Genomic DNA, 23,838 nt, shown 5'->3' with positions numbered 1-23,838 from the left:
TCGGTCCTGTTGTCGTGAAGCGCTGTCCGTGCCTGAGCGGGCTGACGTACGAGGAGTGCTGCGGCCCGCTCCACGCAGGCTCGGCCGTGGCGCAGACCGCTGAGCAGCTGATGCGATCGCGCTACAGCGCGTTCGCGGAGGGGAACGCCGACTACCTCGTCGCGACGTGGGACCCGACGACCCGTCCCGATGCAGCCGAGCTCGACGACGGCCGTCATTGGTACCGCCTCGACATCCTCAGGACCGAGCGCGGCGGCCCGTTCGACGACACCGGCATCGTCGAGTTCAGGGCCTACCATCGCTCGGCCGGCGGCAACGGCAGCCAGCACGAGACCAGCAGCTTCCGGCGCCAGGCCGGACGCTGGCTCTACGTTGACGGGATCGGCTGAGACCCCCTCCTGCGCCGCCGGTACGCTGGTGTGGACGGAGCACCGCCTCCGTCACGCGGACGTAGTTCAATTGCAGAACATCGGGCTTCCTGTTCGAAGACGTTGGTTCAAATCCAGCCGTCCGCTCTCATCTGCCGCACCGGCCGCCATTGGTGTCAGGCAGCGCGGGGTTTGAGCCGGGTGTTGCGGGCGTGGCGTAGGGGTCGGCGCTGGGCGTCGATGCGTTCGGGTGGGATGACCTCGATGACGCCGTCGGAGGCGAGCCGGGCGTGCCAGTCGGCGTCGTGGAGCAGGTGGTGGTGGATGAAGCAAAACAGGGCGCCGTTGTCGACCGTGGTCGGGCCGCCGCCGGCGTAGGGCTCGGGATGGTGGACCTCGCACCAAGCGGGTGGTCGTTCGCAGCCTTTCCAGCAGCAGCCGCCGTCGCGTTTGACGATGGCGTGCCGTTCGTAGCGGTCGTGGAGACGTTTGGCTGGGGTCATGTCGAGGATCTTGGAATCGCCGTCCATGACGATGGGGATGATGCGGGCGTTGCACGCGAGGCGGCGGGCCTGGCTGGCGGAGATCTCGGTACCGCACGAGACGCCGGCCTTGCCGAGCTCGGTGCGCAGCGCCTCGAGGGTGGTCTCGATCGTCACGGACGCGGGCAGGCCTCCGGCCTGGGGGAGCTTGTCCTGGGGAAGATGCTCCACGAGCTCGACGAAGGCCCAGCCAAGTCGTTGGGCATGGTCGGGGTGACCGAGCGCAGCGTCGCCGTGGCCGCCGTACTGCTCACGGTCAAGCAACGTGCGGCGACGTGGAGACGCCAGAGCCTCCAGCGCGGTGCGAAGCATGCCGGCCTGAGCGGTGGGGATCTGACCCTTGATGCGGGTGACGCCTTCACCGCCATCGGTCAGCTGGAGGCGGGTGCCCAGAAAGGCGCGCTTCTCCTGATCGGCGAGCTGCTTGCCGATGATCTCGTCGGCTCCGTCGGGGTCGAGGACCTCGATGATGTGGTTGCCCAACCGCTTCAGCTCCTCCAACGTCAGGTCGGGCGAGTGGCTGAGCATCACCGCCTCGGCATCGGACCTCTCCTCGGACCCGAACCACTCGGGCAGCGTCGTGATGGCCACGGCGATGACCTTGGCCTGCTCAGTCGTGATCTCACCGCGCGACCATGCCCGCCGAGTGCGCTCAACCTCGGGGCCCAACGTCCGCGAGAGCGAGACAAACCTCGACGCCTCGAGCTTGGAGACGCCCGCGACCTTGGACAACCACGCCGTGGTCGAGATGCAACCGTCCTCACGAGCCAGGCCACGCTCCTCGGCCGCATCGGCCAGGCGCACCGCCAGCTCCTCGAGTCCGGCACGAGCGCGAAACACAGCTACGGTCAGCTCACGGACCTCCGGATCGGTCAGCGACCACGCCGAGAGCGCGCTCGTGTCATCCGGTAACGACGACAGCTGATCGATGATCATCGATCCCCCGATCGACTAGAACGTATGTTCGATACTATCCGAGACGCGCTTGTCAGTCAAGGATCAGAACCACCAAATCTCCTGCAACGGCAGTCCATGTCACGAGTCACTGACAGGGAACCGATCAGCCGACGGCCGCCACGAGCGGGACGCCGGGGCGGTAGGCCAGGTGCACGAAGGACGGGGCTCTGAGCACCACATAATCGGCCTTCGCCCCCACTGCCAGGTGGCCCACATCGTCACGTCGCAGCGATCGGGCCCCGCCCTTGGTCGCCGACCAGAGGGCCTCGCGCGGGCTCATCCCCATGTCGCGGACCGCAAGGGCCAGGCAGAACGCCATCGACGAGGTGTAGGAGCTGCCGGGGTTGCAGTCGGTGGCCAACGAGACCGTAACGCCGGCATCGATCAGTCGCCGCGCATCCGGATAGGGCTGACGGGTGGAGAACTCGACTCCGGGCAGCAGCCCCGCCACGGTGTCGGACCCCGCCAGGGCATCGACGTCGGCATCGCTGAGATAGGTGCAGTGATCCGCGGCGGCAACGCCGAGCTCGACCGCGAGCCGCACGCCCGGTCCCTCGCCGAGCTGATTGGCGTGGATGCGTGGCAGGAGTCCCGCAGAGATGCCCGCCTGGAGCACGGTCCGCGCCTCGTCCTCGCCGAACGCCCCGTCCTCACAGAACACATCGATCCATCGCGCATACGGTGCACACTTCTCGAGCATCGGACCGGTGACCAGATCGACGTACGAGGCGACGTCGGCTCCCGACGGCACCACGTGGGCGCCCAGGAACGTCGTCTCGTCGGTGAAGTCCTTCGCAATCGCCAGTGACCGCGCCTCGTCAAGGACCGTCAGACCATAGCCACTCTTGATCTCGACCGTCGTCGTGCCCTGCGCACGCATCTCCGCCACATGCCGGGCCACCCCCGCGGCGAGCTGCTCATCGGGTGCGGCTCGGGTCGCGGCGACGGTCGTGCGGATGCCTCCTGCCGCATACGGCTCGCCTGTCATGCGTGCCTCGAACTCGGCAGAGCGGTCGCCGCCGAACACCAGATGCGTGTGCGAGTCGACGAAGCCTGGGATGACCGCCGCGCCGCCCACATCCCGCACGACGTCAGCGGCCGGCGCGTCGGCACGCCGCCCGAACCAGGCCACGCGTCCGGCCTCGACAACGAAGGCCGCATCGTGGACGATCGGCCGCTCGGGATCCCACGTCACGAGCTCGCCGACAGTGGTCACGAGCAGCGAGGTCATGCGCGGCTCCAGCATGCCTCGATCGCGGCATCGAGCTGCTCGGCGACATCGCTGCGGTCACCCACGACATCCTCGGCGCTGGCCGCCCAGAGCAGCTCGACGCAACCGGCCGTGCGCACCGACCCGCCGACCTCGATCACCCCTCCCGACGCGAAGCCCAGGGACTCGTGACCGGCCGCGGTGGCGGCGTGCCACAGCTGCTCGGCGGTCCACGCGCCTCTCACCCCAGAGGTGAGGCGCTGATGCATCTCGACGGCTCTGGCCTCGGCGAACATGTCTATGACCGTATTGCTGTCGGAGCCGAGTGTCAGCCTCGCTCCCGCGTCGCGCAGGGCGACGCTCGGCCCGATGCCGTCGGCGAGCTCGGCCTCGGTCGTGGGGCAGAAACAGGTATGCGCCTGCGCGTCGCCGAGGATCGCGATGTCGGCGGCACTCAGATGCGTGGCATGGACTGCGGTCGTGCGCGGAGTCCAGGCTCCGGCCTCGGCCAGCAGGGTGACGGGACTCAGTCCGGTGGCGGCGACACAGTCGGCATTCTCCGCCGGCTGCTCCGAGACGTGGACGTGCAGCGGTGCCTCCGGAAAGGCGTGCGCGACGACCGCGAGCTGGTCGCGCGGGACCGCACGCACGGAGTGGATCGCGGCTCCGACCACGACATCGTCCGCACCGGCATGCGTGTCCGCGAGCGCCTCGACGCGGTTCGCCCACGCCTCGGAGTCCCCATCACTGAACCGGCACTGCACACCCTCGACGGGTCGATCGAAGCCTGCCGAGAGATAGCAGGTGTCGAGCAGCGCGATCTGGATGCAGGCCTCGCGGGCCGCCGCGATCAGCGCCTCGCCCATCGCGTTGGGATCGTCGTACGGCGTGCCGCCGGGCTGGTGGTGCAGGTAGTGGAACTCGCCGACGCTGCGGATTCCGGCCAGGTGCATCTCGGCATATGTCGCGCGAGCCAGGTCGAAGAGCAGGTCAGGATCCAGGACCGCCGCAAGGGCATACATCTGCTCACGCCAGGTCCAGAACGAGTCGGCACCGGTGACACGGCCGCGCAACGCTCGATGGAATGCGTGGCTGTGGCAGTTCGCGAACCCGGGGACGGTCGTCATGACAGGTCCCGCACCACGGCTGCCAGGGCGATGACGCCGGCCCGGCAGTCCGCGTCCTCGGCGAACTCCTCAGGCGAGTGCGAGACTCCCGTCGGATTGCGCACGAACAGCATCGCGGTCGGCACGTGGGCGCTCAGCACGCCAGCATCGTGGCCGGCACCCGTGGGCAGCACGGGCGCATCGAGCAGGGTCGCGAGCCGATCACGCAGCGGCACGTCGAATGCCACGGCCGGGCTCACCGACTCAGCGGTCAGCGTGACCGCTGTGGCGTCCGCGTCGGCGGCGTCCTGCGCCTCCGCGACCAGGGCGTCGACGAGGCGCTCCAGCTGCCCCTCATCGGCGGCGCGGGCGTCGAGCCACGCGCGTATGCGCGACGGAATCGCGTTGGTGCCGCCGGGCTCGACCTCGAGTCGGCCGAATGTCGCTCGGGCACCGGCCTCGGTGGCGAGCCGGCGGGCCACGAGGACCGTTGCGGCATACGCCTGCATCGGATCGTGGCGGTCCTCCATAGGTGTCGCGCCGGCGTGATTGGCTTCACCACAGAAGTCGAACCGCCAACGACCATGCGGCCAGATCGCCGTCGCGACGCCGACCGCCGCTCCGGAGTGGACGAGCGACCTGCCCTGCTCGACATGCAGCTCGACGAAGGTGCCGATCCGGTCGAGCAGGTCCGTACGTCCGACCGTGCGGGGGTCACGTCCGCGACCCGTCATCACCTCGGCCAGGGTCTGGCCGTCCCGATCCTTCAGACCGAGCGCCTCGTCCGCGTCGAGGGCACCCGTCACGAGCTGCGATCCGGCGCAGGCGATGCCGAACCTGGCACCCTCCTCGTCCGCGAAGTTCGCGATCACGACCGGGCGGGACGGGACGAATCCCTCGGCACGCAGCTGGTCGACCGCGGCGAACGACGAGACCACGCCGAGCGGTCCGTCGTACGCCCCGCCGTCCGGCACCGAGTCCAGGTGCGACCCGATGAGAAGTGCATCGCGGTCACCCTCGGATCCAGCGCCTCCCCACGACGCAAACTGGTTGCCATTGCCGTCCTCGTCGACCTCCATGCCGCGGACGGCGGCTTCGCCCGTGAACCACTCCCGAAGGAGCATGTCCGCGTCGCTCCAGGCGAAACGGCGGTAGCCACCCGTACGAGGGTCGCGGCCGATGGCGTGGATGTCCGAGAGCATCAGCCCTCCGCCATGGGGACGCGCAGGCCACGATCCTGCGCGACCTCGGCAGCGCGGTCATAACCCGCATCCACGTGCCGCATGACGCCGGTGCCCGGGTCGTTGACGAGCACTCGCTCGATCTTCTGCGCGGCCAGCTCCGATCCGTCGGCGACGAGGACCTGACCGGAGTGGATCGATCGGCCGATGCCGACGCCGCCGCCGTGATGGATCGACACCCAGGTGGCGCCCGATGCGGTGTTGAGCAGCGCATTGAGCAGCGGCCAGTCCGCGATCGCATCGGACCCGTCAGCCATCGACTCGGTCTCCCGGTAGGGCGACGCGACGGAGCCCGAATCGAGGTGGTCGCGGCCGATCACGACAGGCGCGCTGAGCTCACCCGACGCCACCATCTCGTTGAATCGCAGGCCGGCGAGGTGTCGCTCCTGATAGCCCAGCCAGCAGATGCGGGCCGGCAGGCCCTCGAACTGCACCTTTTCCTGCGCCTTGGTGATCCAGCGGGCCAGGTGCTCGTCCTCGGGGAACAGCTCGAGGATCGCGCGATCGGTCGCGGCGATGTCGGCCGGGTCGCCCGACAATGCGGCCCAGCGGAACGGGCCCTTGCCCTCGCAGAAGAGCGGGCGGATGTAGGCCGGGACGAAGCCGGGGAACGCGAAGGCCCGCTCGAACCCTCCCAGCCGAGCCTCCTCGCGGATCGAGTTGCCATAGTCGAAGACCTCGGCGCCGGCATCCATGAATCCGACCATCGCGCGTACGTGCTTGGCCATCGACGTGCGGGCGCGGTCGGTGAATCCGGCCGGGTCCCGCTCGGCCTCGGCGTGCCAGTCGGCGACCGCGACACCTTCGGGGAGATAGCTCAGCGGGTCGTGGGCACTGGTCTGGTCGGTGACGATGTCGATCGGGACGCCGCGCTCGAGCAGCTCACTGAACACCGTCGCAGCGTTGCCGAGGACCCCGACCGAGAGTGCGCGGCCTTCATCCTTGGCCGTGACGGCGCGATCGACAGCCTCGTCGAGATCGGTCCAGTACTCGTCGAGATATCCGTGCTTGACCCGTCGCTCCAGCCGCGTCTCGTCGACATCGACCACGAGCGCGACGCCGTCATTCATCGTGACGGCGAGCGGCTGCGCGCCACCCATGCCGCCCGCGCCGGCGGTGAGGGTCAGCGTGCCGGCGAGGGTCCCGCCGAATCTCTTGCTGGCCACCGCGCCGAATGTCTCGTAGGTCCCCTGCAGGATGCCCTGCGTGCCGATGTAGATCCACGATCCCGCGGTCATCTGGCCATACATCGTCAGACCCTCGGCCTCGAGCTTGCGGAACTCCGGCCACGTCGCCCAGTCGCCGACCAGGTTGGAGTTGGCGATCAGCACGCGTGGGGCCCACTCATGCGTACGGAACACGCCGACCGGCTTGCCCGACTGCACCAGCAGCGTCTCATCGTCCTCGAGCGTCTCCAGGGTGCGGACGATCGCGTCGTACGCCTCCCAGCTCCGCGCCGCCTTGCCGGTGCCGCCGTAGACCACGAGGTCTTCCGGGCGCTCCGCCACCTCGGGGTCGAGGTTGTTCATCAGCATGCGCATCGGCGCCTCGGTCTGCCACGACTTCGCGGTGAGGGAGTTCCCACGTGCCGCTCGAATGTTCCTCATGAATCTCCTTCTGCTCTCGCTGGGAGTGACACTTTTGTGGTTCTCACCGGCGTGTCACCTCCATTCCGTAACTCCCAGCGCGGTGGTGGGCAGCGTCCAGAAGTGACCCGTCACGTACGAGGTCGGTGGCGGCCTCGAGGTCGGGCGACAGGTGGCGGTCGGGGCCGGGGCCGGCAACCCGGGTGCGCAACAGCGCGATCGCGGCACCCGTCGCGTCCGCCGGCTGCAGGGGAGCTCGCAGATCGATGCCGCGCGCGGCAGTCAGGATCTCGATCGCCAGCACCCGGGTCAGCAGATCGACTGACGTACGCAGCTTGCGCGCCGCTGACCAGCCGAGCGACACATGATCCTCCTGCATCGCGCTCGACGGGATCGAGTCGACGCTGGCCGGCGCGGCTAGCCGCTTGAGCTCGGCGACCATCGCGGCCTGGGTGTACTGCGCGATCATGTGCCCTGAGTCGACGCCCGGGTCGTCGGCGAGGAACGGCGGCAGTCCCTGGCTTCGCGCCGCGTCGAGGAACCGATCCGTACGTCGCTCGCTCATGCTCGCCACATCGGCGACCGGGATCGCGAGGAAGTCCAGCACGTATGCCAGCGGAGCCCCGTGGAAGTTGCCATGCGACTCGATCCGCCCGTCATCGAGCACGGACGGGTTGTCGATCGCCGAGGCGAGCTCCCGGCCGGCGACAAGGGCCGCGTGCTCGAGCGTGTCGCGAGCCGCGCCGTGCACCTGGGGAGCGCACCGCAGTGAATAGGCATCCTGCACCCGACCATCACCGAGCCGGTGGCTCGCCACGATCGGCGATCCTGCGAGCAGGGCCGCCATGTGAGCGGCGGACGCAGCCTGGCCGGGATGCGGGCGCAACGCCTGCAGGTCGGCGGCCAACACCCGATCAGTCGCCATGAGACCCTCGATGCTCATCGCGGCCGCGAGGTCCGCAGTGTCGAGCAGCCGGCGCAGGTCGTGCAACGCAAGGACCAACATGCCGAGCATCCCGTCGGTGCCGTTGATCAGGGCGAGCCCTTCCTTCTCGACGAGCTCGACAGGCGCGAGCCCGTGGTCCGCGAGCGCCTCGGCCGCCGGGCGCACGACGCCATGGTCGTCGACCTCGCCCTCCCCCATCACCGCGAGCGCACAGTGCGCCAAGGGAGCCAGGTCGCCCGAGCAGCCGAGGCTGCCGTACTCCCGGACGATCGGCGTCAGACCGGCATTCAGCATCGATGCGTATGCCTCGGCGGTCTCGATCCGTACGCCCGTGTGCCCGCTCGCGAGGGTCGACAGCCGCAGCAGCATCAGCGCGCGCACGGTCTCGTCCTCGACGCGCGGACCGACACCGGCCGCGTGCGAACGGATCAGGCTCTTCTGCAGCTGGGTCCGCAGCTCGGGCTCGATGTGCCGAGTCGCGAGGGCCCCGAAGCCCGTCGAGATGCCGTAGACCGGCACGTCTGACGCGGCCAGGTCGTCGACGCACTGGCGGGCCCACTTGATCGCGTCGCGGGCGTCCGGACTCAGCTCAACCGCGAGGCCGTGGCGCGCAACGCGAACGACGTCCTCCGGCGCGATCGCGCCCACTCCGACAACCACAGGTTCCATGTGTCCATGACACTCCCGCAGACACGTCCGCGGCTACGGCCGATTCGCCAAACCCGTCTCGTATGCGAGACAGTGGGCCATGGCCAGACCTGTGCCCGCGGCGACCGCGGCACTGCAAGTCCTCCGCTTCCTGTCCGGACAGCCCGTCCCGGTCTCCGCCGCCCGGATCGCCGGGGCCGTTGAGCTGCCGCGCTCCTCGGCCTACCACCTGCTCTCCGCGATGGCCGACGAAGACTTCGTGATCCACTATCCCGACGATCGGACCTGGGGCATCGGCATCGCAGCATGGGAGGTCGGGCACGGCTTTGCCCGCCAAGAACCGCTCGCACGGCTCGCGCGGATCCCGCTGGCGCGACTCGTCGACCGGCTCGGTCACTCCGCCCATCTCGTGGTGCTCCACGGCGCCGACGTCCTCTATGTCATCGAGGAGCGCGCGCCGGGCCGACCCCCGCTGGTCACGGATGTCGGCGTACGCCTGCCCGCCCACCTCACCGCGTCCGGTCGCGCGATCCTGGCCTCACTCCCCGCCGCCCAGGTCACGGCGCTCTATCCCGGCAAGTCGGCATTCACCTCCCGCACCGGCGCCGGGCCGCGGTCACCGACCGAGCTGCGGCGGCTCCTCTCCGCGACCCGCCAGCGCGGGTTCGCCACCGAGGACGGCGAGGTGACGACGGGGTTCGCGTCGATCGCCGCACCCATCGACGCCGGCACGATCCACGCCGCCGTCGCGGTCACCTGGGAGACCCGTCAGGCGGTCGGCGAGCTCGTCGACGACGTCCGCGCGACGGCCGCAGAGATCGCGCGCCGGCTCCGCCACTGATCGACTCGCCCTACGATGTGACCGGCACGGACACCGATCGAGGGGACACGACGTGAGCTGGACACTGCACGGGGACGGAAAGACGATCGCAGAGGGAGACCTCGTACGTCCGGGTGAGCGGCTCTCGTGGCCCCGGACGATCGGTTTTGGCGGACAACACGTCGTGGCGATGTTCGGCGCGACATTCCTCGTCCCGTTGCTGACCGGATTCCCGCCCACCACGACGCTGTTCTTCTCCGGGGTCGGGACGATCCTCTTCCTCGTCCTGACCGGCAACCGGCTGCCGAGCTATCTCGGTTCGTCATTCGCATTCATCGCGCCGATCCAGGCGTCGATGAAGTCCGATGACATGGCTGCGGCGCTGTTCGGCGTCGTCGTCACCGGCGTGCTGCTCGCTGTCGTCGGGCTCATCGTCACGGTCACCGGCACAGGATGGATCGAGGCGCTCATGCCGCCGGTCGTGACCGGCGCGATCGTCGCTCTCATCGGCCTCAACCTGGCCGGGGTCGCCACCACCAACTACGCGGCCTCGCCATGGATCGCGACAATCACCCTCACCACGATCATCGTGGTCGCCGTCGCGTTCCGCGGTCTGGCCGCCCGGCTGTCGATCCTGATCGGCGTAGCGGTCGGTTATGCCGCCGCGGCCATCGGCGGGCTGCTGGACTTCGACAAGGTCGGCGCCGCGTCGTGGGTCGGCTGGCCGGAGTTCACGACCCCCAGCGCCACCTGGTCGGTTGTCCCGATCTTCTTGCCAGTCGTCCTCGTGCTCGTCGCAGAGAATGTCGGCCATGTCCGCAGCGTCGCCCACCTGACGGACGACCCGTCGCTCAACCAGAAGACCGGACCTGCGCTGCTCGCCGACGGTCTCGCGACAACGATCGCCGGGATCGGCGGTGGCTCGGCGACCACGACGTACGGCGAGAACATCGGCGTCATGACCGCCACCCGAGTGTTCTCCACCGCGGCCTACTGGGTCGCCGCAATCGTTGCGATCATGCTGGGCCTTTCGCCCAAGTTCGGTGCCGTTCTCAACACGATCCCTTCGGGCGTGCTGGGCGGTGTCACCGTTGCTCTCTACGGCCTGATCGGGCTGATCGGTGTCAAGATCTGGATGGACAACCACGTCGACTTCTCGCAGCCGGTCAACCAGTATCCTGCGGCCATCGCGCTGGTCATCGGGATCGGCAACCTCACGCTGACTGCCGGCGACATGACCTTCACGGGCATCGCACTGGGCACGATCGCGGCGATCGTCGTCTATCACGCGATGCGGACCTTGCAGCGATTCCGGGCCTGACGGCCCCGGCCGCGCCGTGCGGCCAGGCGTGACTTGAGACACACTGGAATCGTTGTGTTACTCACCGGTAAGAATCTGCCGGGAAGATACCCAGGGAGCCCCATGCGTACCAGCCGCACCGTCCTCGCACTTGTTGCCGCGGGACTCACCTCCGGCGCGCTGGTCGCCGCACCCACCAGCGCCAGCGCGGAGGTGACGGTCAACGTCACGCCGCTGCACTTCAAGGTCAAGGTCGGTCCTAACAGCTCAGAGACGTGCGACATCGTCGGCGACCTCTACACCCCATCGACCGCGACCTCCGCCAGCCGCGTGCCCGCGATCCTCACGACGCACGGTTTCGGCGGGTCCAAGGACGACCAGGCCGGCATCGGGGAGAAGTTCGCCTCCCGCGGCTATGCCGTGCTGGCCTATTCGGGACTCGGCTTCGGTGGCTCGGACTGCAAGATCACGCTCGACGACCCCGACTGGGACGGCAAGGCAGCCAGCCAGCTCGTGAGCTACCTCGGTGGCAAGACCGGCATCGCGTTCACCGATGCCGAGCACACCACCCCTGCCCCGGCGCTCGACGTCGTCCAGCTCGACGCAACGGACCACGCGGGCCGCGCCGACGCCAACGATCCTCGGGTCGGCATGGTCGGTGGATCGTACGGCGGACAGGTGCAGTTCGCGGCCGCAGCCGTCGACAAGCGCGTCGACACGATCATCCCGGTCATCACCTGGAGCGACCTGTCCTATTCGCTGGCGCCCAACAACACCTCCCAGACCACCGGCGTCCAGACCTCGACCCCCGGCGCGGCCAAGCTCATCTGGGCCCTCGGCTTCTCCGGGCTCGGGGTCGCGGACGGCGTGGAGAACACAGGGTCGGACCCGTCGCGGCTCATCGGCTGCCCCAACTTCGCCCTCTTCGTATGCCCTGCCCTCGTCACCGCGGCCGCGACCGGAACGGTCGACCCGCCCACCACCGCAGCGCTGCGGCACGCCTCGGTCAGCAGCTATACCTCGGAGGTCACGATCCCGACGCTGCTCATCCAGGGCCAGAACGACACGCTGTTCAACCTCAACGAGGGTGTCGCCAACTATCGCGCCCTCAAGAAGCAGGGCACCCCGACCAAGATGATCTGGTTCAGTGGCGGACACTCCGGGCCCAACGCGCCTGGCGAGCTCAACTTCGGGTCCCCTGATCCCGCGACCCAGCACGTCACCGGTCGTGTGTCGAACTGGCTGGACCACTACCTCAAGGGCTCCTCGGTCAGCACAGGCCCGGAGTTTGCCTACTTCCGAGACTGGGTGCCCTACACCAGCATTGCGACCCCCGCGTATGCCTCGTCGTCGACCTTTCCGGTCGGCACGGCGAGGAAGTACTACCTCTCGGGCACGGCCCTGACCACGAAGTCGACAGGCCTGTCAGCCGGGACGCAGAGCTTCGTCACTCCGGTTGCCGGCATACCGACGTCGACCGACCCGCTCGACGTCGTCGGGAGCTCAGCCCCACTGCCCGAGACTGACCTCCCCGGCACCACGGCGTCATGGACCACCGGTCCGCTCACCACCAACGCAGACGTCGTGGGGTCCCCGACCCTCAAGGTCCAGGTCAGCTCACCGACTGCCGCGCTGACCCAGGGGAGCGGGCCGACCGGCAAGCTCGTGCTGTTCGTCAAGCTCCTCGACGTCGACGCGACCGGCAAGGCCAGCCTCATCAAGAACCTCGTGGCGCCCGTACGCGTACCGGACGTCACCCAGCCCTTCACCGTCACCTTGCCGGGCATCGCGCACCGCTTCGCCAAGGGCCACAGCGTGCGGCTGGTCGTCGCGGGCGGTTCGACCAACTACCGCGGCGGGCTCACGGCCAACGCCGTCAGCATCACGACGGGCACCGCGGGCCAGGTCCTGTCGCTTCCGGTCGTCAACTAGCCGGCCGAACAGCCGCGACCCCGCCGCCCTCTCGGGTGGTGGGGTCGCGTCGGTGAGTCGCGATGCCGTGCCGCGTCAGGCGTCCCTGCGCCGAAGGAGTACCCAGGCCAGGCCGAGCAGCACGGCTGTCTCGAGAGCGAAGACCCCGAAGCCGGACCACGGACCCATCAGATCGGGGTTGAAGGAAACCGGCGTCGCGATCTCCCCGCCCGCGTTGCCCGGCATGACCTTGGTGATCCAGTCGCCGAACCCACCGGGGATCAGCATCACCATGTTGCCGACCACGAACACCAGTGCCAGCACGATCGACACCGCGGCGGCGGTGTGACGCACCAGGAATCCGACCGCCATGGAGAACAGTGCGAGGCCTGCCATGAAGAGCCCGCTGCCATACATTGCACGAGCGACATCACCCTCGAGAGCCAGGCCGATGCCCTCACGATCCAGGAAGAAGTTGCCTCCGACATAGCCGAGCAACGCCGTCAGAGTGCCGGTCACGAACATCACGCCGGAGACCACGAGGGCCTTGGCCGCCATGACCTTGCCGCGGGAGGGCGTCGCGGCGAAGGTCGTGCGGATCATCCCGGTGCCGTATTCGGAGGTCACCGCAAGCACACCGACGATGACGGCGCAGACCTGGGCGATCATCATGCCCCACGTGATGAAGGAGCCCGCGGATTCGTCAGCGGTGTCACTGGCAAGCCAGTCGGCATTGCCCCAGCAGAGCAGCGTCGTGAGGCCGGCGCCGAGGATGACCAAGCTGGCGACGGTCCACCACGTCGAGCGGACGCTCCACAGCTTGATCCACTCGGACCGGACGACCTTGCCGAACCCGACTGGCGAGGCCACCGGGGTCTCGACCCTGGATTCTTGGAGGATGTTGGAACTCATCGCCGGCCACCTGCCTTGATCTCGTCGGCGGCCTTCGCGTGGTATTCCACACTGTCGGCCGTCAGGGTCATGAAGGCGTCCTCGAGCGAGGACCGCACCAGGGTCAGCTCGTGCAGGAGCAGCCCGTTGCTGCCGATCAGCTCGCCGAGAGCGGGGGCGTCGAGCCCCTGGACCCGGAGCTCGCCATCAGTACGCGTGACATCGAGGCCCCGGCCGACGATGAGTGCTTCGACGTCGGTCAGCAGGGGCGCCTTGACCCTGACGTATGAGGCTGCGTGATCGGACATGAACTGCGGCATCGAGCAGTCAGCCAGGATCGTGCCCCGGCCGATGACGATGAGATGGTCCGCCATGAGCGCCATCTCCGACATCAGGTGGCTCGAGATGAAGACCGTACGCCCCTCGTCAGCGAGCTCACGAGCCAAGGAACGCACCCAGCGGATGCCCTCCGGATCGAGTCCGTTGACGGGCTCGTCGAGGACGATGACCGGAGGATCACCGATCAGCGCGGAGGCGATGCCGAGACGTTGACCCATGCCGAGCGAGAATCGTCCGGCACGCTGGCCCGCCACGGAGTCGAGGCCGACCTGCTCCAGCACCTCACCGACTCGGGTTGTCGGGATGCCATTGCTGGCCGCCATCCACCGGAGGTGGTCGCGTGCGGAGCGGCCCGGATGGATCGCGTGCGCCTCGAGCAGGGCACCGATCTCTCGCAGGGGGGCGGGCGACGAGGTGTATCGATGGCCGTTGACGGACACCGTGCCCTTCGTCGGGGAGTCCAGGCCGAGGATCATGCGCATGGTCGTGGACTTGCCGGCGCCGTTGGGGCCGAGGAAGCCGGTGACACGGCCGGGCTCGACGGTGAAGTCGATCCCGTTGACCGCGACTTTGTCATCGAATGTCTTGGTGAGTCCCTGGGCGCGGATCATGGGGATCGCTGCCCGGTCAGTGGTGAGGTCATGTCCCCAGCGTCGCGGTCTCCAAGCCCTCGGCACATCGGGGAGCGACCCCCAGCGGCCCCTGAGCGCACCCTGACGGTGGGTAGGTTGGGCCCATGAGCCACCTCGATCTTGAAAGCGCCGAGTGGCGGGACACCGCACGCACGAGCCTGCTGACGTTCGCCAGGAGCTCCCTGCGCGACGAGGGCGGATTCGTCTGGCTGGACGACTCCGGACAACCCGATCGTGACAAGGTGCTCGAGCTCTGGATCAACGCCCGGATGACATACGTCTTCTCGCTGGCACATCTCGCCGGCGAAGAGGATGCGCTACGGCTGGCCACCCACGGCGTACGGGCGCTGTCGACCCTCTTCCACGATGACACCAACGGCGGCTGGTTCACCGAGGTCGACTTCGACGGCGAAGCCCGGGACACCACGAAAGGCTGCTACGGCCACGCCTTCGTGTTGCTCGCGGCGTCGAGCGCCAAGGCCGCCGGGGTCGAGGGCGCCGAGGAGCTGCTGGCCGAGGCGACCCGGATCCACGGCCAGAAGTTCTGGGACAGCACGGCCGGCCGCTGCGTCGAGGAGATCAGCGAGGACTGGACCGACATCGATGACTATCGCGGCGCCAACAGCAACATGCACGCCGTCGAGGCCTACCTCTTCGCCGCCGACGTGACGGGGGACGCGGTGTGGCGCGAACGGGCGCTGTCGATCTGCGAGCGCATCATCGGTATCCACGCTCGCGCCCACGACTGGCGCATACCCGAGCACTACGACCATGACTGGACGCCGATCCCGACCTACAACGAAGATCAGCGGGCCGACCCGTTCCGCCCCTTCGGCGCCACGCCCGGGCATGCCTTCGAGTGGTCCAGGCTCCTGATCCAGCTCGCCGCGAGTCTCGACTCGCCGAGACCATGGATCGAGGAGGCTGCCGAGGCGCTTTTCGCGCAGGCCGTCGGGGACACCGTCAGCGACGACGTCCCCGGCTTGGCCTACACGACCGACTGGCACGGCGAGCCGATCGTCGCGGAGCGCTTCCACTGGGTCATCGCCGAGGCTGTCCTGGCCGGCCACGCCCTGCACGCCTGGACCGGCAAGTCGCTCTACGAAGGGCTGACCTCGCGCTGGTGGTCGGAGATCGACACCTACTACGTCGACCACGAGACGGGCTCGTGGCACCACGAGCTCTCGGAGGCGATGCGTCCCACGACGCGCATCTGGCGCGGTCGGCCCGATGCCTATCACGCCTTCAACGCCCTGACGCTTCCTGACCTGCCACTGGCACCGTCCGCTGCCCTGACCATCGGCCGTCAGGCGTGACCGCCCTGATCGTCGGTGAGGCCCTCGTCGATGTGGTCCAACGGGACGGCGCGGAGCCCGAGCCGCACGCGGGCGGATCGCCGTTCAACGTGGCTGTCGGCCTGGCCCGGCTCGACGTCGCGACCCGACTGGCCACACAGCTCGCGCCCGATGCCTACGGCGGGTTGCTGAAGGCCGGTCTGCGCGAGTCCGAGGTCATCCTCGAGGCCCTCGAGCCCGCCCCAGCCCGTACGTCGACGGCCCGGGCCTCGCTGGCCGCGGACGGTAGCGCGACGTACGTCTTCGACCTGACGTGGGAACCAGCCGCCCTGCCCGATCCCGGCGCATTCGAGGTCGTGCACGTCGGCTCCCTCGGCACCGCGCTCGACCCGGGTGCCCGTCTCGTCGCCGACCTCGTGGTCATGGCCGACGCCCTCGGCGTTCCGGTGTCGTTCGATCCCAATGTCCGCCTCTCGGTCGAGCCAGATCATGCCGTGTGGCGACGGGTCTTCGAGTCGATCGCTCCGCACGCGAGCATCATCAAGCTGAGCGATGAGGACGCCGCGGCCCTGTTCCCCGGCGAGGATCCGTGGGTCCTCGCCCAGCAGCTCGCCTCGGACGGCGCCTTGGTCGCCATCACCCTCGGAGGTGACGGCGCCGTGCTGGCGAGCTCTGGCCTCGCCGTCCGCGTCGAGGCGCCCCCGATCGAGGTCGTCGACACGATCGGGGCCGGCGACTCCTTCATGGCGGCGATGCTCTCGTGGTGTTCGGCCTATTCCTGGCCGGCGGCAGACGAGCTGGATCTCACCGAGCTCACGGATCTGGGCGCATACGCCGCAGGTGCCGCCGCGATCACCTGCTCGCGCCCCGGCGCCGACCCCCCGCGCCTCGCCGAGCTCTGACCCGACCGCTCGGGCTCCGCGGGCAGCGTCACCCTCGTCAGCGGCTCAGATCTCGGTGCGGTGGAAGTTGGCGTGGGAGCGGGAGGCCGTCGGGCCACGCTGACCCTGGTAGCGCGAGCCGTACTTGGCCGAGCCATAGGGATTCTCGGCCGGCGAGGAGAGCCGGAAGTAGCAGACCTGGCCGATCTTCATCCCCGGATAGAGCTTGATCGGCAGCGTTGCGACGTTGGCGAGCTCGAGCGTCACGTGGCCCGAGAAGCCGGGGTCGATGAACCCAGCCGTCGAGTGCGTCATCAGGCCGAGACGGCCAAGCGATGACTTGCCCTCGAGCCGAGCCGCGATGTCATCGGGCAGGGTCACCAGCTCATACGTCGATCCGAGCACGAACTCCCCGGGGTGCAGGATGAACGCCTCGTCATTGCCGACCTCGACCTCGCGGGTGAGATCCGACTGGTCCGAGGCCGGGTCGATGTGCGGGTACTTGTGGTTGTCGAACACCCGGAAGTACTTGTCGAGCCGCACGTCGATGCTGGACGGCTGGATCATCTCGCGGTCGAAGGGATCGAGCGCAACGCGCCCGGCATCGATCTCAGCGAGGATGTCGCGGTCGGAGAGGAGCACGAGATGAAACTAACGCATCGGCGTTCGCTAGGCTGGGCTCGGTCGTCACGGCGACCACGCCGATGTAGCTCAGTGGTAGAGCGCTTGCTTCCCAAGCAAGATATGCGGGTTCGATTCCCGTCATCGGCTCGCAGCATCACCGCAGGTCAGAGTGGGTTTGGTACCCCGCTTTAACAGGGCTCCACGCGGTGCGTGACGGCTGTCGTGCCGGAACGTGCCGGAAACCCCCGGAGAAACAGCCCCATGACCCACCTCACTGCGGCGCGTGAGTGCGCCACCTGCCCTCGCAAATACCACCGCGACGCGCCCGACTCCCGACACTGGATCTCACGCCCGGACGGTCTGGGACTCATGTGCCGCGTCTGCCAAAACCGCAACCGCCGCGGCGTGCCCACCGAGCACGAGGCGAGCCGATGAGCACGCGACGTCGCAAGCCGGCCCGTCGATCGTTCGGCACCGTCCGACAGTTGCCCTCCGGCCGCTGGCAGGCGCGCTGGGAGGACAAGCACGGCCGCACCCACACCGGGCCGCACCCGTTCCCGAGCGAGCGCGAGGCAGACGAGTGGCTGGTGACCGTCCGCGCAGACCTCGTGCGCGGCGTCTGGCGATCGCCCGAGTTGGGCACCGCCACCGTGGCCGACTACATGCGCCGCTGGATCGACCAGCGCACCGACCTGGCCACCTCTACCCGTGTCGGCTACGGGATCACCCTGGCCCGATGGATCGACCGCGACCTGATGCTGCCCGCTCCCCGAGGCGGCCGCCCCGTGCGCGTCAACATCGGTGAGCAGCCTCTCAACACCGTCACGGTCGGCATGGTCCGCGAGTGGTACGCCGCCGCACACGCCACCCAGGTGGCCGAGCGGGCGGAGCGGGCCGCCCGCGGCGTCCGGTCACGCGCGGCGCGCGGCAAGACCGCCCACGTCCGCGCCTGGGGCCGCTCGCAGGGATGGAGCGTGCCCGACACTGGCCGCCTCCGACCCGACCTCATCGCCGCCTGGGAGCGTGCCGGCCGCCCAGGCGATCCGGTCGACGCCACTGCACCCGACCCTGACCCATCCCGACAGCCGGCGGCCGTCATCGTCCAGGCATATCGCGGCCTCCGAGCCTGCCTGAATGCTGCGACCGACGACGGTCTGATTCTGGCCAACCCATGCCGACTCAAGGGGGCCGGCCTGTTCCACACCGCCGAGCGTCCCCACGCCACCCCTGTCGAGGTCGCCACCCTGGCTGCGGCCATGCCGCCGAGATTCGCTGAGGCCGTCGACCTTGCCGCCTGGTCGGCTCTGCGGGCGGGCGAACTGTTCGCCCTGGCACGACGTCACGTCGACCTGGTCGCCGGCACGGTCAGTGTCGAACGTGCGTTGCACGACGTCGCTGGCCACCCCCTCAAGTTCGGGCCACCCAAGACGCCGACCAGCATCCGTACCGTGAGTCTGCCGGCGTCCGTCGTCACGCGTCTGCGGGAGCACCTGGACACCTACACCGGCAACGGACCCGATGCCCTGGTGTTCGCCCACGTCGACGGCTCACCCGTCACCATGGCTCAGCGAACGCGCATGTTCGACCGGGCACGTCAGGTCGCTGGCCGGCCCGATCTGCGGTGGCACGACCTGCGGCACACCGGGGCGACGCTGGCCGCCCACACCGGCGCATCCGTGGCCGAGCTGAAACACCGGCTGGGTCACTCGACCTTCGACGCGGCCATGCGATACCAGCACGCCAGTGCTGCACGAGACCGGGAGTTGGCCGCCGCACTCGACGTCTACGCCGCCGCCGACGACGCCGGCCCTGTCCACGTGCTGCACGCCGTCTGACCAGGCCGAGCGAGCACCGGAGCAACCGGCCATGACGACCCGGACCACCTGGCCACGGGCACCGCCCCTCGAGCACGAGGTAACCCCGGTTACCTGTCGCGATCGCGACCCCGGCACCGCCCAGTCACCACACCGAAAGGAACACCCATGAGCACTCGATACGGACCGTCTGTGACGGTCGCCTGCCCTGCCTGGTGCCGACTCACACCCGGCCACACGTACGACGTCGAGACCGCCGGCGGGAGCCTCCTGCGCGACCACGAACGACGTGTGGCGCAGCACCCGACCCTCACCGGCTTTTACGTCTACATCGGGCAGGCCGAGACCGCTGCCAGCGATGTCGGACCGATCCACCTGGAAGCCCCGTACGTCCACGTCGGCACACCTGAGGGAGGCGGGATCGACCTCTCAGGCGACGAGGCGGCCGACCTCGGTACCTGGCTCGCCCAGGCACTGAGCGCCGCCGTCGACGAACTCAGCATCATCACCTCACACACCCACTGAAAGGCACACCATGACCGAGACCACGACCACCCGTTACGACGCGTTCTTTGACGAACTGTCCGACATGCCCAATCCGCCCACGGCCGACGACCTGACCCAGATCCCGTGCCCCACCTGGTGCGACGAGAGCCGCGTCACGCCTTCGCTCACCTTCCCCACCGAGCACGAGTTGCCCGAGCGCGAGGCCGGAGGGCTCAGCCGACAGCACACCCACACCGTCTCCGACAGTGCGAGCGCAATCCACGTAGCCCTGGTCCAGGACGAACTGGCCGAGACTGTGACCGGGCCGGCCTCGTACTCGCCCCTGCGCATCACCTATACGGTCGAGCACGCCGACAACGCGACACCGGCCGACCAGATCACCGGCCACCAAGCGCGCGAGTTGGCCGCCTACCTGATCGAAGCGGCCGACGAGTGGGACCGCCACCGACGTCAGCCGCTCGCATAGCAGCACCAACCGACACAAACAGGCCGTGCGCCCACCTCCGAACCGGGGTGGGCGCATGGCCTTCATCATGGGTGGACCGATGCCCAGTCGAGCGAGCGTCAAGCGGCCTTCGACACCGTCTCGACCTCCACGGCGGAGCGGCGTCAACCTGTAGGTGACACCGCGACATGAAGTGCCAGATAACGGCGTGTCCGGCCCGGAAATGTCGGCAACGGGTGGAAGTGTCTGGCACGTGACGGCGCAGGTGACGAACGAAGCAACCCACGGGGATGCCTTCGACATGTCCTCGACCGGCACACCCGACCCGCTCACCATCCGTGACGTCACCTCGACGCTTGCCGGCGTCAAGCACCTGGCCGAGGTCGACGGCGAACTCTGGCCGGCGGCAGCTCTCGCAGGCGCGCTCCACGACCTCCGGGGCGACCTCACGCGGCAGGGACGCGGCGTACTCGATCACGCGATCACTGAGTGGCACGCCTACTTCGCGAGGATCTGGGGTGACGCTCCGCCCCCGGCCCTAACGCCCAGGATGGTCGCGTGGATCGCAGCCGCGTTCCCGCCCCTCGCCGGCATTGCCCGACGCCTCCTGACCCATCTCACCGCCTACCGGGCACGCCTGAACTGCGGTCCGCAACGGCTACGCGTCTGCAACTATGATGCGACAGGCGAGACCCGGGTGCGACCCACACGACGCTCCCGCTGGGATGGCATGCGCTCGCTCGACGAAGATCACCCCGGCCGCATCGCTGGTGCGGTCGCATGGCGTCGTGCCCGACGCAGAATTCAACGTCGCCTTGACCTAGCCGAGACGCGGGCCGCGCGCGGAGACCAGCCCGTCAGATACCCATCGAGCGGGCCGATGCCCATGCCGGCCCCGTCACGCGCGTTCCGCCGCGCCGAGGCTCAAGCCCGACGCCGTGGCGCAGAACTCGCCTGGTCGACGTGGCAGACGCTCGCAGTAAGCCGCGCGCTCTCCCTCGCAGGATCCGCCCTCAGCCGTGCCGCAACCGACCCGCATCGGCTCCGCGTCGTCGCCGGTCCTCGCGTTGCCCATGGGCCTCCAAGCGCTCCGCCCTTCGCGCAGGCATTGTCCCCGCGCGATCGCGCAGGCCATGTATTTGTGGTCTCTTGCCAGCGCGATTCGGCCGCGTTCGTCGCCTAGCATCCTCCGACGTCGTTCCGCCCTGTTGCGGCGTCACCTGCGCCCACGCACTCCGCGTGGCCTTCACTGAGGGTCGGCATCGGTCAGTCACGTAGACGCGCGCGAGACCCCTCTGCTGAGTTCCCCCATCTAGTCGCGGCCACCAACCGACGACGGGGAAACGTGCCCGGTGCCGCACCCGGAGAAGCATTTCAATGCAGTCAACGCCCGATCGACTTATGTCCGTCCCCCAAGCAGTCACCTACCTAGACGATGCCGTGTCCGCGACGACCCTCCGCCGGCTCATCGCTGGCGGCCACCTGCGATCCGTCCGCGTCGGTGCCCGCGTACTCATCCGAGTCTCAGCCATTGAGGAATACCTCAACCGGGCGGACGAGCAGTGAGCCGCCGCGAACCGACACCCCAACGAGCGGTGAACGTGAGCGGCGCGACCCTCGCAAAGTGGGGCCGCAAGGGCGGCGACCGGGAACGCCTCGACCGTCCCTACGTCCGCGCCTACCTGCGCAGCCCGCACACCGCCGAGCGGGCGACCGATTGCGTGACCATTCTCGTGGATCGGCCGTTGCCGCCCGTGGTCTCTGTCTTCATCGCCGGGTTCGTGAAGGTCCGCCCAGGATCGTCCATCGCGGTATTTCTGGCCGATCGTCTGGCTCGCAAACTCCGCGCGTCGGCCGGCGTGATCGTGTACTACCGGGACACGTCACCCCACCTGGCAGCCTGGCTCGCGGAGTACCTAGAGGCCCGCACGAGCATCACCCAGACCTCCACCGTTCGCGTGCCCGGTCGACGCCGGGACGTGAAGCGATGAGCGACAAACTCGGACGATACCGACAAGGCGTCATCCCGCTCCCGCAGAGCCAGACACGCACCTTCCCCGCCCGGTACGACGGCGAGTGCGCGGCCTGTCATCGGCCGATCCCTGTGAGGTCAGCACGTCCAGTACGTGACCGACGCGCTCGTGCACGTCATCTGCCCCAGCCCCGACGCGCGACGGGCGGGGGACGCCACGTGAGCAGCGCCGAGCACATCGACTGGGACTACCGGCCCCGAGAGCCGGCCCGACGTAATACCGGTGGCATCACCTCGAAGCGAGACGGGGTGGCGAGCCGATGAACACTAGCCCAATTCGGTCAGCGCCGAACAGCACGCCTCCGGTCATCCCGTCAGTGCCGACCTGGACGACCCGTGCAACGTGTCGCCAGTGCCCCGAACTGTTCAGCCCCCGCAACTGGTCGGGCCAAGCCGTGCCCCGAGCCGTAGCCGTGTGCGCCGTCTGCCCCGTGCAGCGAGAGTGCGACGACCTAGCATCCGCCACCCGCCCAGCATGGGGTGTTTGGGCCGGCCGTCAGTGGTACGGCGTGGGCGACGGCCTAGGACAACCGACAGGATCGGGCACCGACCATGACAACGCCCGGTAGACGTGCCGACTCGTGCGCAAGATTGGCGGCCTGACCTGTGGGAGCAAACTACGCCGAAGCCGTCTTCGAGCAGTGGCCGCACCTCACGCACGCCGAGCACCGCGCCCTGGTGCGCATGGCCCTCGTCGCACCCGACAAGGCTCGTGCGCCCGCCTACTGGGCTGGGTGGGAAAACCTGGCCTTCGCGCTCGGCTGCGACATGCCCAGCGCGTACGACGGCACACCCGAAGCGGACCGACTGCGCGCCAACGCCAAACGGTCGGTGGCCCGAGTCGTCGCCGGCCTGGAGGTGGCGGGGGCGATCGTCCGCGTACGGCGGGGCAGGCTCGGTGTGCAGGCTGAGTACCACCTCAACCTGCGACCTGTGGACAAGTCCCGCTACAACGAATCCACTGGGTGACGCTCAGCATCACCCACGCTGTGACGCTCAGCATCACCCAGTGGATGACGTTCACCATCACCCAGTGGATGACGCTCAGCATCACCCCGAGGACTACTCATGACCTACAGATGAAGAAACGTCTATCTTGCTCAACCACTTACGAGGCGACGGCCACCCTGTGGAGAACCTGGCTCCGAGGAACCCGGTCGGTTCGCCGGCCCACCTGCACATGCAGCACAAGTAGGCGCCTTCGGCGGGCCAAGGACGACGGACCCAGCACGGCGTGGGTAGGTCCGTCACGTTGCCGAAGCATCGCCCTCACCCAGCACGACACGACCACGCTCGCCGCCCTCTCGCTCCACCCTCAACCGACAGGCACGGCCCATGACCCAGCGAGTCCCATCCACCCACCTCGTAGCAATGGCCACGTCAAGGCCGATCGCCACTGTGGGCCGGCGTGGTGCTCTACGCGATCACCCATGCTGATGAGCGAGGACATTCCGACCTGTGCGCTGGCCAACTTCGCGCGTCTGTTGCACCTCATAGGTCGGCCCGTTTTTCCCCATCGACCATGCCCCAGGGAACCCCCGCCCCTTCCCGCATCTCTCCCCGAACGACCTAGAAGAACAGATACCAACCGCAACCGCACCAAGCGCGCCCGATCGATCCGAGCCCCGCCGATCTCGGCAAGCTGCGACCTGGTGGCCCGGCCCCCTGGGTGCCGCATGCTCCACCTGGTCGTGCTCGTGGCCGTGCCGTCACGGCTCCTGGTCGCGCTCCCTGGCCGGCCTG

At 68.7% G+C, this 23,838-nt stretch carries 21 protein-coding genes and 2 tRNA genes; 14 read left to right on the top strand and 9 right to left on the bottom strand.

Translation table 11 applies throughout. The features are described 5' to 3' along the window. Positions 1-14 precede the first annotated feature (14 nt). Both WKF39_RS09405 and WKF39_RS09400 read left to right on the top strand, forming a co-directional pair. Positions 15-389, top strand: coding sequence for a YchJ family protein (locus WKF39_RS09405; protein ID WP_340387682.1), 375 nt, complete (start codon positions 15-17; stop codon positions 387-389). Between the two features lie 55 nt (positions 390-444). After that, a tRNA-Gly gene (locus WKF39_RS09400) sits at positions 445-515 on the top strand. A gap of 29 nt (positions 516-544) precedes the next feature. Here WKF39_RS09400 and WKF39_RS09395 read toward each other — a convergent pair. From WKF39_RS09395 to hutH, 6 genes are all read right to left on the bottom strand, one after another. Further along, entirely contained in the window at positions 545-1,846 is a 1,302-nt protein-coding gene (locus WKF39_RS09395) for a DUF222 domain-containing protein (protein WP_340387680.1), read from the bottom strand. Positions 1,847-1,970: 124 nt separating this feature from the next. Beyond that, entirely contained in the window at positions 1,971-3,098 is a 1,128-nt protein-coding gene (gene hutI, locus WKF39_RS09390) for an imidazolonepropionase (protein WP_340387678.1), read from the bottom strand. Further along, a complete protein-coding gene (locus tag WKF39_RS09385) occupies positions 3,095-4,204 on the bottom strand; it encodes a formimidoylglutamate deiminase (protein ID WP_340387676.1) in 1,110 nt (369 codons plus the stop codon). Before WKF39_RS09385 ends, hutI begins: the two co-directional genes overlap by 4 nt. Next, the gene (locus WKF39_RS09380; protein ID WP_340387674.1) at positions 4,201-5,385 is read right to left on the bottom strand and encodes an allantoate amidohydrolase; all 1,185 of its coding nucleotides are present in this window, start codon (positions 5,383-5,385) and stop codon (positions 4,201-4,203) included. The genes WKF39_RS09385 and WKF39_RS09380 overlap by 4 nt, the downstream gene beginning before the upstream one ends. Next, positions 5,385-7,031 carry a urocanate hydratase gene (gene hutU / locus WKF39_RS09375; RefSeq protein ID WP_340387672.1) on the bottom strand — a complete coding sequence of 549 codons (1,647 nt, stop codon included), beginning with the start codon at positions 7,029-7,031 and terminating at the stop codon, positions 5,385-5,387. Before hutU ends, WKF39_RS09380 begins: the two co-directional genes overlap by 1 nt. Positions 7,032-7,074: 43 nt before the next feature. Beyond that, a complete protein-coding gene (gene hutH / locus WKF39_RS09370; protein ID WP_340387670.1) occupies positions 7,075-8,625 on the bottom strand; it encodes a histidine ammonia-lyase in 1,551 nt (516 codons plus the stop codon). 79 nt (positions 8,626-8,704) lie between these two features. Here hutH and WKF39_RS09365 point away from each other — a divergent pair, with 79 nt between their 5' ends. The 3 genes from WKF39_RS09365 to WKF39_RS09355 all read left to right on the top strand — a co-directional run bounded on the left by WKF39_RS09365 (position 8,705) and on the right by WKF39_RS09355 (position 12,656). Beyond that, positions 8,705-9,445 carry an IclR family transcriptional regulator gene (locus tag WKF39_RS09365; RefSeq protein ID WP_340387668.1) on the top strand — a complete coding sequence of 247 codons (741 nt, stop codon included), beginning with the start codon at positions 8,705-8,707 and terminating at the stop codon, positions 9,443-9,445. Positions 9,446-9,497: 52 nt separating this feature from the next. Further along, the gene (locus WKF39_RS09360; protein WP_340387666.1) at positions 9,498-10,745 is read left to right on the top strand and encodes a solute carrier family 23 protein; all 1,248 of its coding nucleotides are present in this window, start codon (positions 9,498-9,500) and stop codon (positions 10,743-10,745) included. A 102-nt stretch (positions 10,746-10,847) separates the two neighbouring features. After that, a complete protein-coding gene (locus tag WKF39_RS09355) occupies positions 10,848-12,656 on the top strand; it encodes an alpha/beta fold hydrolase (RefSeq protein WP_340387664.1) in 1,809 nt (602 codons plus the stop codon). 75 nt (positions 12,657-12,731) lie between these two features. Here the strand turns inward: WKF39_RS09355 and WKF39_RS09350 are convergent, their stop codons facing one another. Together WKF39_RS09350 and WKF39_RS09345 are read right to left on the bottom strand one after the other, a co-directional pair. Continuing rightward, a complete protein-coding gene (locus WKF39_RS09350; protein ID WP_340387662.1) occupies positions 12,732-13,547 on the bottom strand; it encodes an ABC transporter permease in 816 nt (271 codons plus the stop codon). Beyond that, entirely contained in the window at positions 13,544-14,476 is a 933-nt protein-coding gene (locus WKF39_RS09345; protein ID WP_340387660.1) for an ATP-binding cassette domain-containing protein, read from the bottom strand. Before WKF39_RS09345 ends, WKF39_RS09350 begins: the two co-directional genes overlap by 4 nt. 125 nt (positions 14,477-14,601) lie before the next feature. Between WKF39_RS09345 and WKF39_RS09340 the strand changes: the two genes are divergently transcribed. Together WKF39_RS09340 and WKF39_RS09335 are read left to right on the top strand one after the other, a co-directional pair. Further along, positions 14,602-15,813 carry an AGE family epimerase/isomerase gene (locus WKF39_RS09340; RefSeq protein WP_340387657.1) on the top strand — a complete coding sequence of 404 codons (1,212 nt, stop codon included), beginning with the start codon at positions 14,602-14,604 and terminating at the stop codon, positions 15,811-15,813. Next, positions 15,810-16,694 carry a carbohydrate kinase gene (locus tag WKF39_RS09335; RefSeq protein ID WP_340387654.1) on the top strand — a complete coding sequence of 295 codons (885 nt, stop codon included), beginning with the start codon at positions 15,810-15,812 and terminating at the stop codon, positions 16,692-16,694. Before WKF39_RS09340 ends, WKF39_RS09335 begins: the two co-directional genes overlap by 4 nt. A 45-nt stretch (positions 16,695-16,739) precedes the next feature. Here WKF39_RS09335 and dcd read toward each other — a convergent pair whose 3' ends face one another. Beyond that, complete coding sequence (gene dcd, locus WKF39_RS09330) at positions 16,740-17,315, bottom strand: dCTP deaminase (protein ID WP_340387652.1); 576 nt, start codon at positions 17,313-17,315, stop codon at positions 16,740-16,742. 58 nt (positions 17,316-17,373) lie between these two features. Here dcd and WKF39_RS09325 point away from each other — a divergent pair. From WKF39_RS09325 to WKF39_RS09295, 7 genes are all read left to right on the top strand, one after another. After that, positions 17,374-17,444: transfer RNA gene (locus WKF39_RS09325), tRNA-Gly, on the top strand. Between the two features lie 284 nt (positions 17,445-17,728). Beyond that, entirely contained in the window at positions 17,729-19,132 is a 1,404-nt protein-coding gene (locus WKF39_RS09320) for a site-specific integrase (RefSeq protein WP_340387650.1), read from the top strand. A gap of 147 nt (positions 19,133-19,279) precedes the next feature. After that, the gene (locus WKF39_RS09315; protein ID WP_340387649.1) at positions 19,280-19,636 is read left to right on the top strand and encodes a hypothetical protein; all 357 of its coding nucleotides are present in this window, start codon (positions 19,280-19,282) and stop codon (positions 19,634-19,636) included. Between the two features lie 10 nt (positions 19,637-19,646). Continuing rightward, positions 19,647-20,084, top strand: coding sequence for a hypothetical protein (locus tag WKF39_RS09310; RefSeq protein WP_340387647.1), 438 nt, complete (start codon positions 19,647-19,649; stop codon positions 20,082-20,084). A 1,356-nt stretch (positions 20,085-21,440) separates the two neighbouring features. Beyond that, the gene (locus WKF39_RS09305; protein ID WP_340387645.1) at positions 21,441-21,629 is read left to right on the top strand and encodes a helix-turn-helix domain-containing protein; all 189 of its coding nucleotides are present in this window, start codon (positions 21,441-21,443) and stop codon (positions 21,627-21,629) included. Positions 21,630-21,664: 35 nt separating this feature from the next. Next, the gene (locus tag WKF39_RS09300) at positions 21,665-22,054 is read left to right on the top strand and encodes a hypothetical protein (protein WP_340387643.1); all 390 of its coding nucleotides are present in this window, start codon (positions 21,665-21,667) and stop codon (positions 22,052-22,054) included. A 647-nt stretch (positions 22,055-22,701) separates the two neighbouring features. Beyond that, positions 22,702-23,064, top strand: coding sequence for a hypothetical protein (locus WKF39_RS09295; RefSeq protein ID WP_340387642.1), 363 nt, complete (start codon positions 22,702-22,704; stop codon positions 23,062-23,064). The last annotated feature ends 774 nt before the right edge of the window (positions 23,065-23,838 follow it).

The sequence above is a fragment of the Aeromicrobium sp. genome, from assembly GCF_037719875.1.
GTDB lineage: Bacteria > Actinomycetota > Actinomycetes > Propionibacteriales > Nocardioidaceae > Aeromicrobium.
This window is presented reverse-complemented; position numbering and strand designations above follow the sequence as displayed.

Bases quoted from the DNA above. Each gene is read 5' to 3' on its own strand.
- WKF39_RS09350 (WP_340387662.1), bottom strand. From the start codon at position 13,547: ATGAGTTCCAACATCCTCCAAGAATCCAGGGTCGAGACCCCGGTGGCC.
- WKF39_RS09385 (WP_340387676.1), bottom strand. From the start codon at position 4,204: ATGACGACCGTCCCCGGGTTCGCGAACTGCCACAGCCACGCATTCCAT.
- WKF39_RS09355 (WP_340387664.1), top strand. From the start codon at position 10,848: ATGCGTACCAGCCGCACCGTCCTCGCACTTGTTGCCGCGGGACTCACC.
- WKF39_RS09310 (WP_340387647.1), top strand. From the start codon at position 19,647: ATGACCGAGACCACGACCACCCGTTACGACGCGTTCTTTGACGAACTG.
- WKF39_RS09305 (WP_340387645.1), top strand. From the start codon at position 21,441: ATGCAGTCAACGCCCGATCGACTTATGTCCGTCCCCCAAGCAGTCACC.
- WKF39_RS09380 (WP_340387674.1), bottom strand. From the start codon at position 5,385: ATGCTCTCGGACATCCACGCCATCGGCCGCGACCCTCGTACGGGTGGC.
- hutH (WP_340387670.1), bottom strand. From the start codon at position 8,625: ATGGAACCTGTGGTTGTCGGAGTGGGCGCGATCGCGCCGGAGGACGTC.
- WKF39_RS09345 (WP_340387660.1), bottom strand. From the start codon at position 14,476: ATGATCCGCGCCCAGGGACTCACCAAGACATTCGATGACAAAGTCGCG.
- WKF39_RS09395 (WP_340387680.1), bottom strand. From the start codon at position 1,846: ATGATCATCGATCAGCTGTCGTCGTTACCGGATGACACGAGCGCGCTC.
- hutI (WP_340387678.1), bottom strand. From the start codon at position 3,098: ATGACCTCGCTGCTCGTGACCACTGTCGGCGAGCTCGTGACGTGGGAT.
- WKF39_RS09320 (WP_340387650.1), top strand. From the start codon at position 17,729: ATGAGCACGCGACGTCGCAAGCCGGCCCGTCGATCGTTCGGCACCGTC.
- hutU (WP_340387672.1), bottom strand. From the start codon at position 7,031: ATGAGGAACATTCGAGCGGCACGTGGGAACTCCCTCACCGCGAAGTCG.
- WKF39_RS09315 (WP_340387649.1), top strand. From the start codon at position 19,280: ATGAGCACTCGATACGGACCGTCTGTGACGGTCGCCTGCCCTGCCTGG.
- WKF39_RS09365 (WP_340387668.1), top strand. From the start codon at position 8,705: ATGGCCAGACCTGTGCCCGCGGCGACCGCGGCACTGCAAGTCCTCCGC.
- WKF39_RS09340 (WP_340387657.1), top strand. From the start codon at position 14,602: ATGAGCCACCTCGATCTTGAAAGCGCCGAGTGGCGGGACACCGCACGC.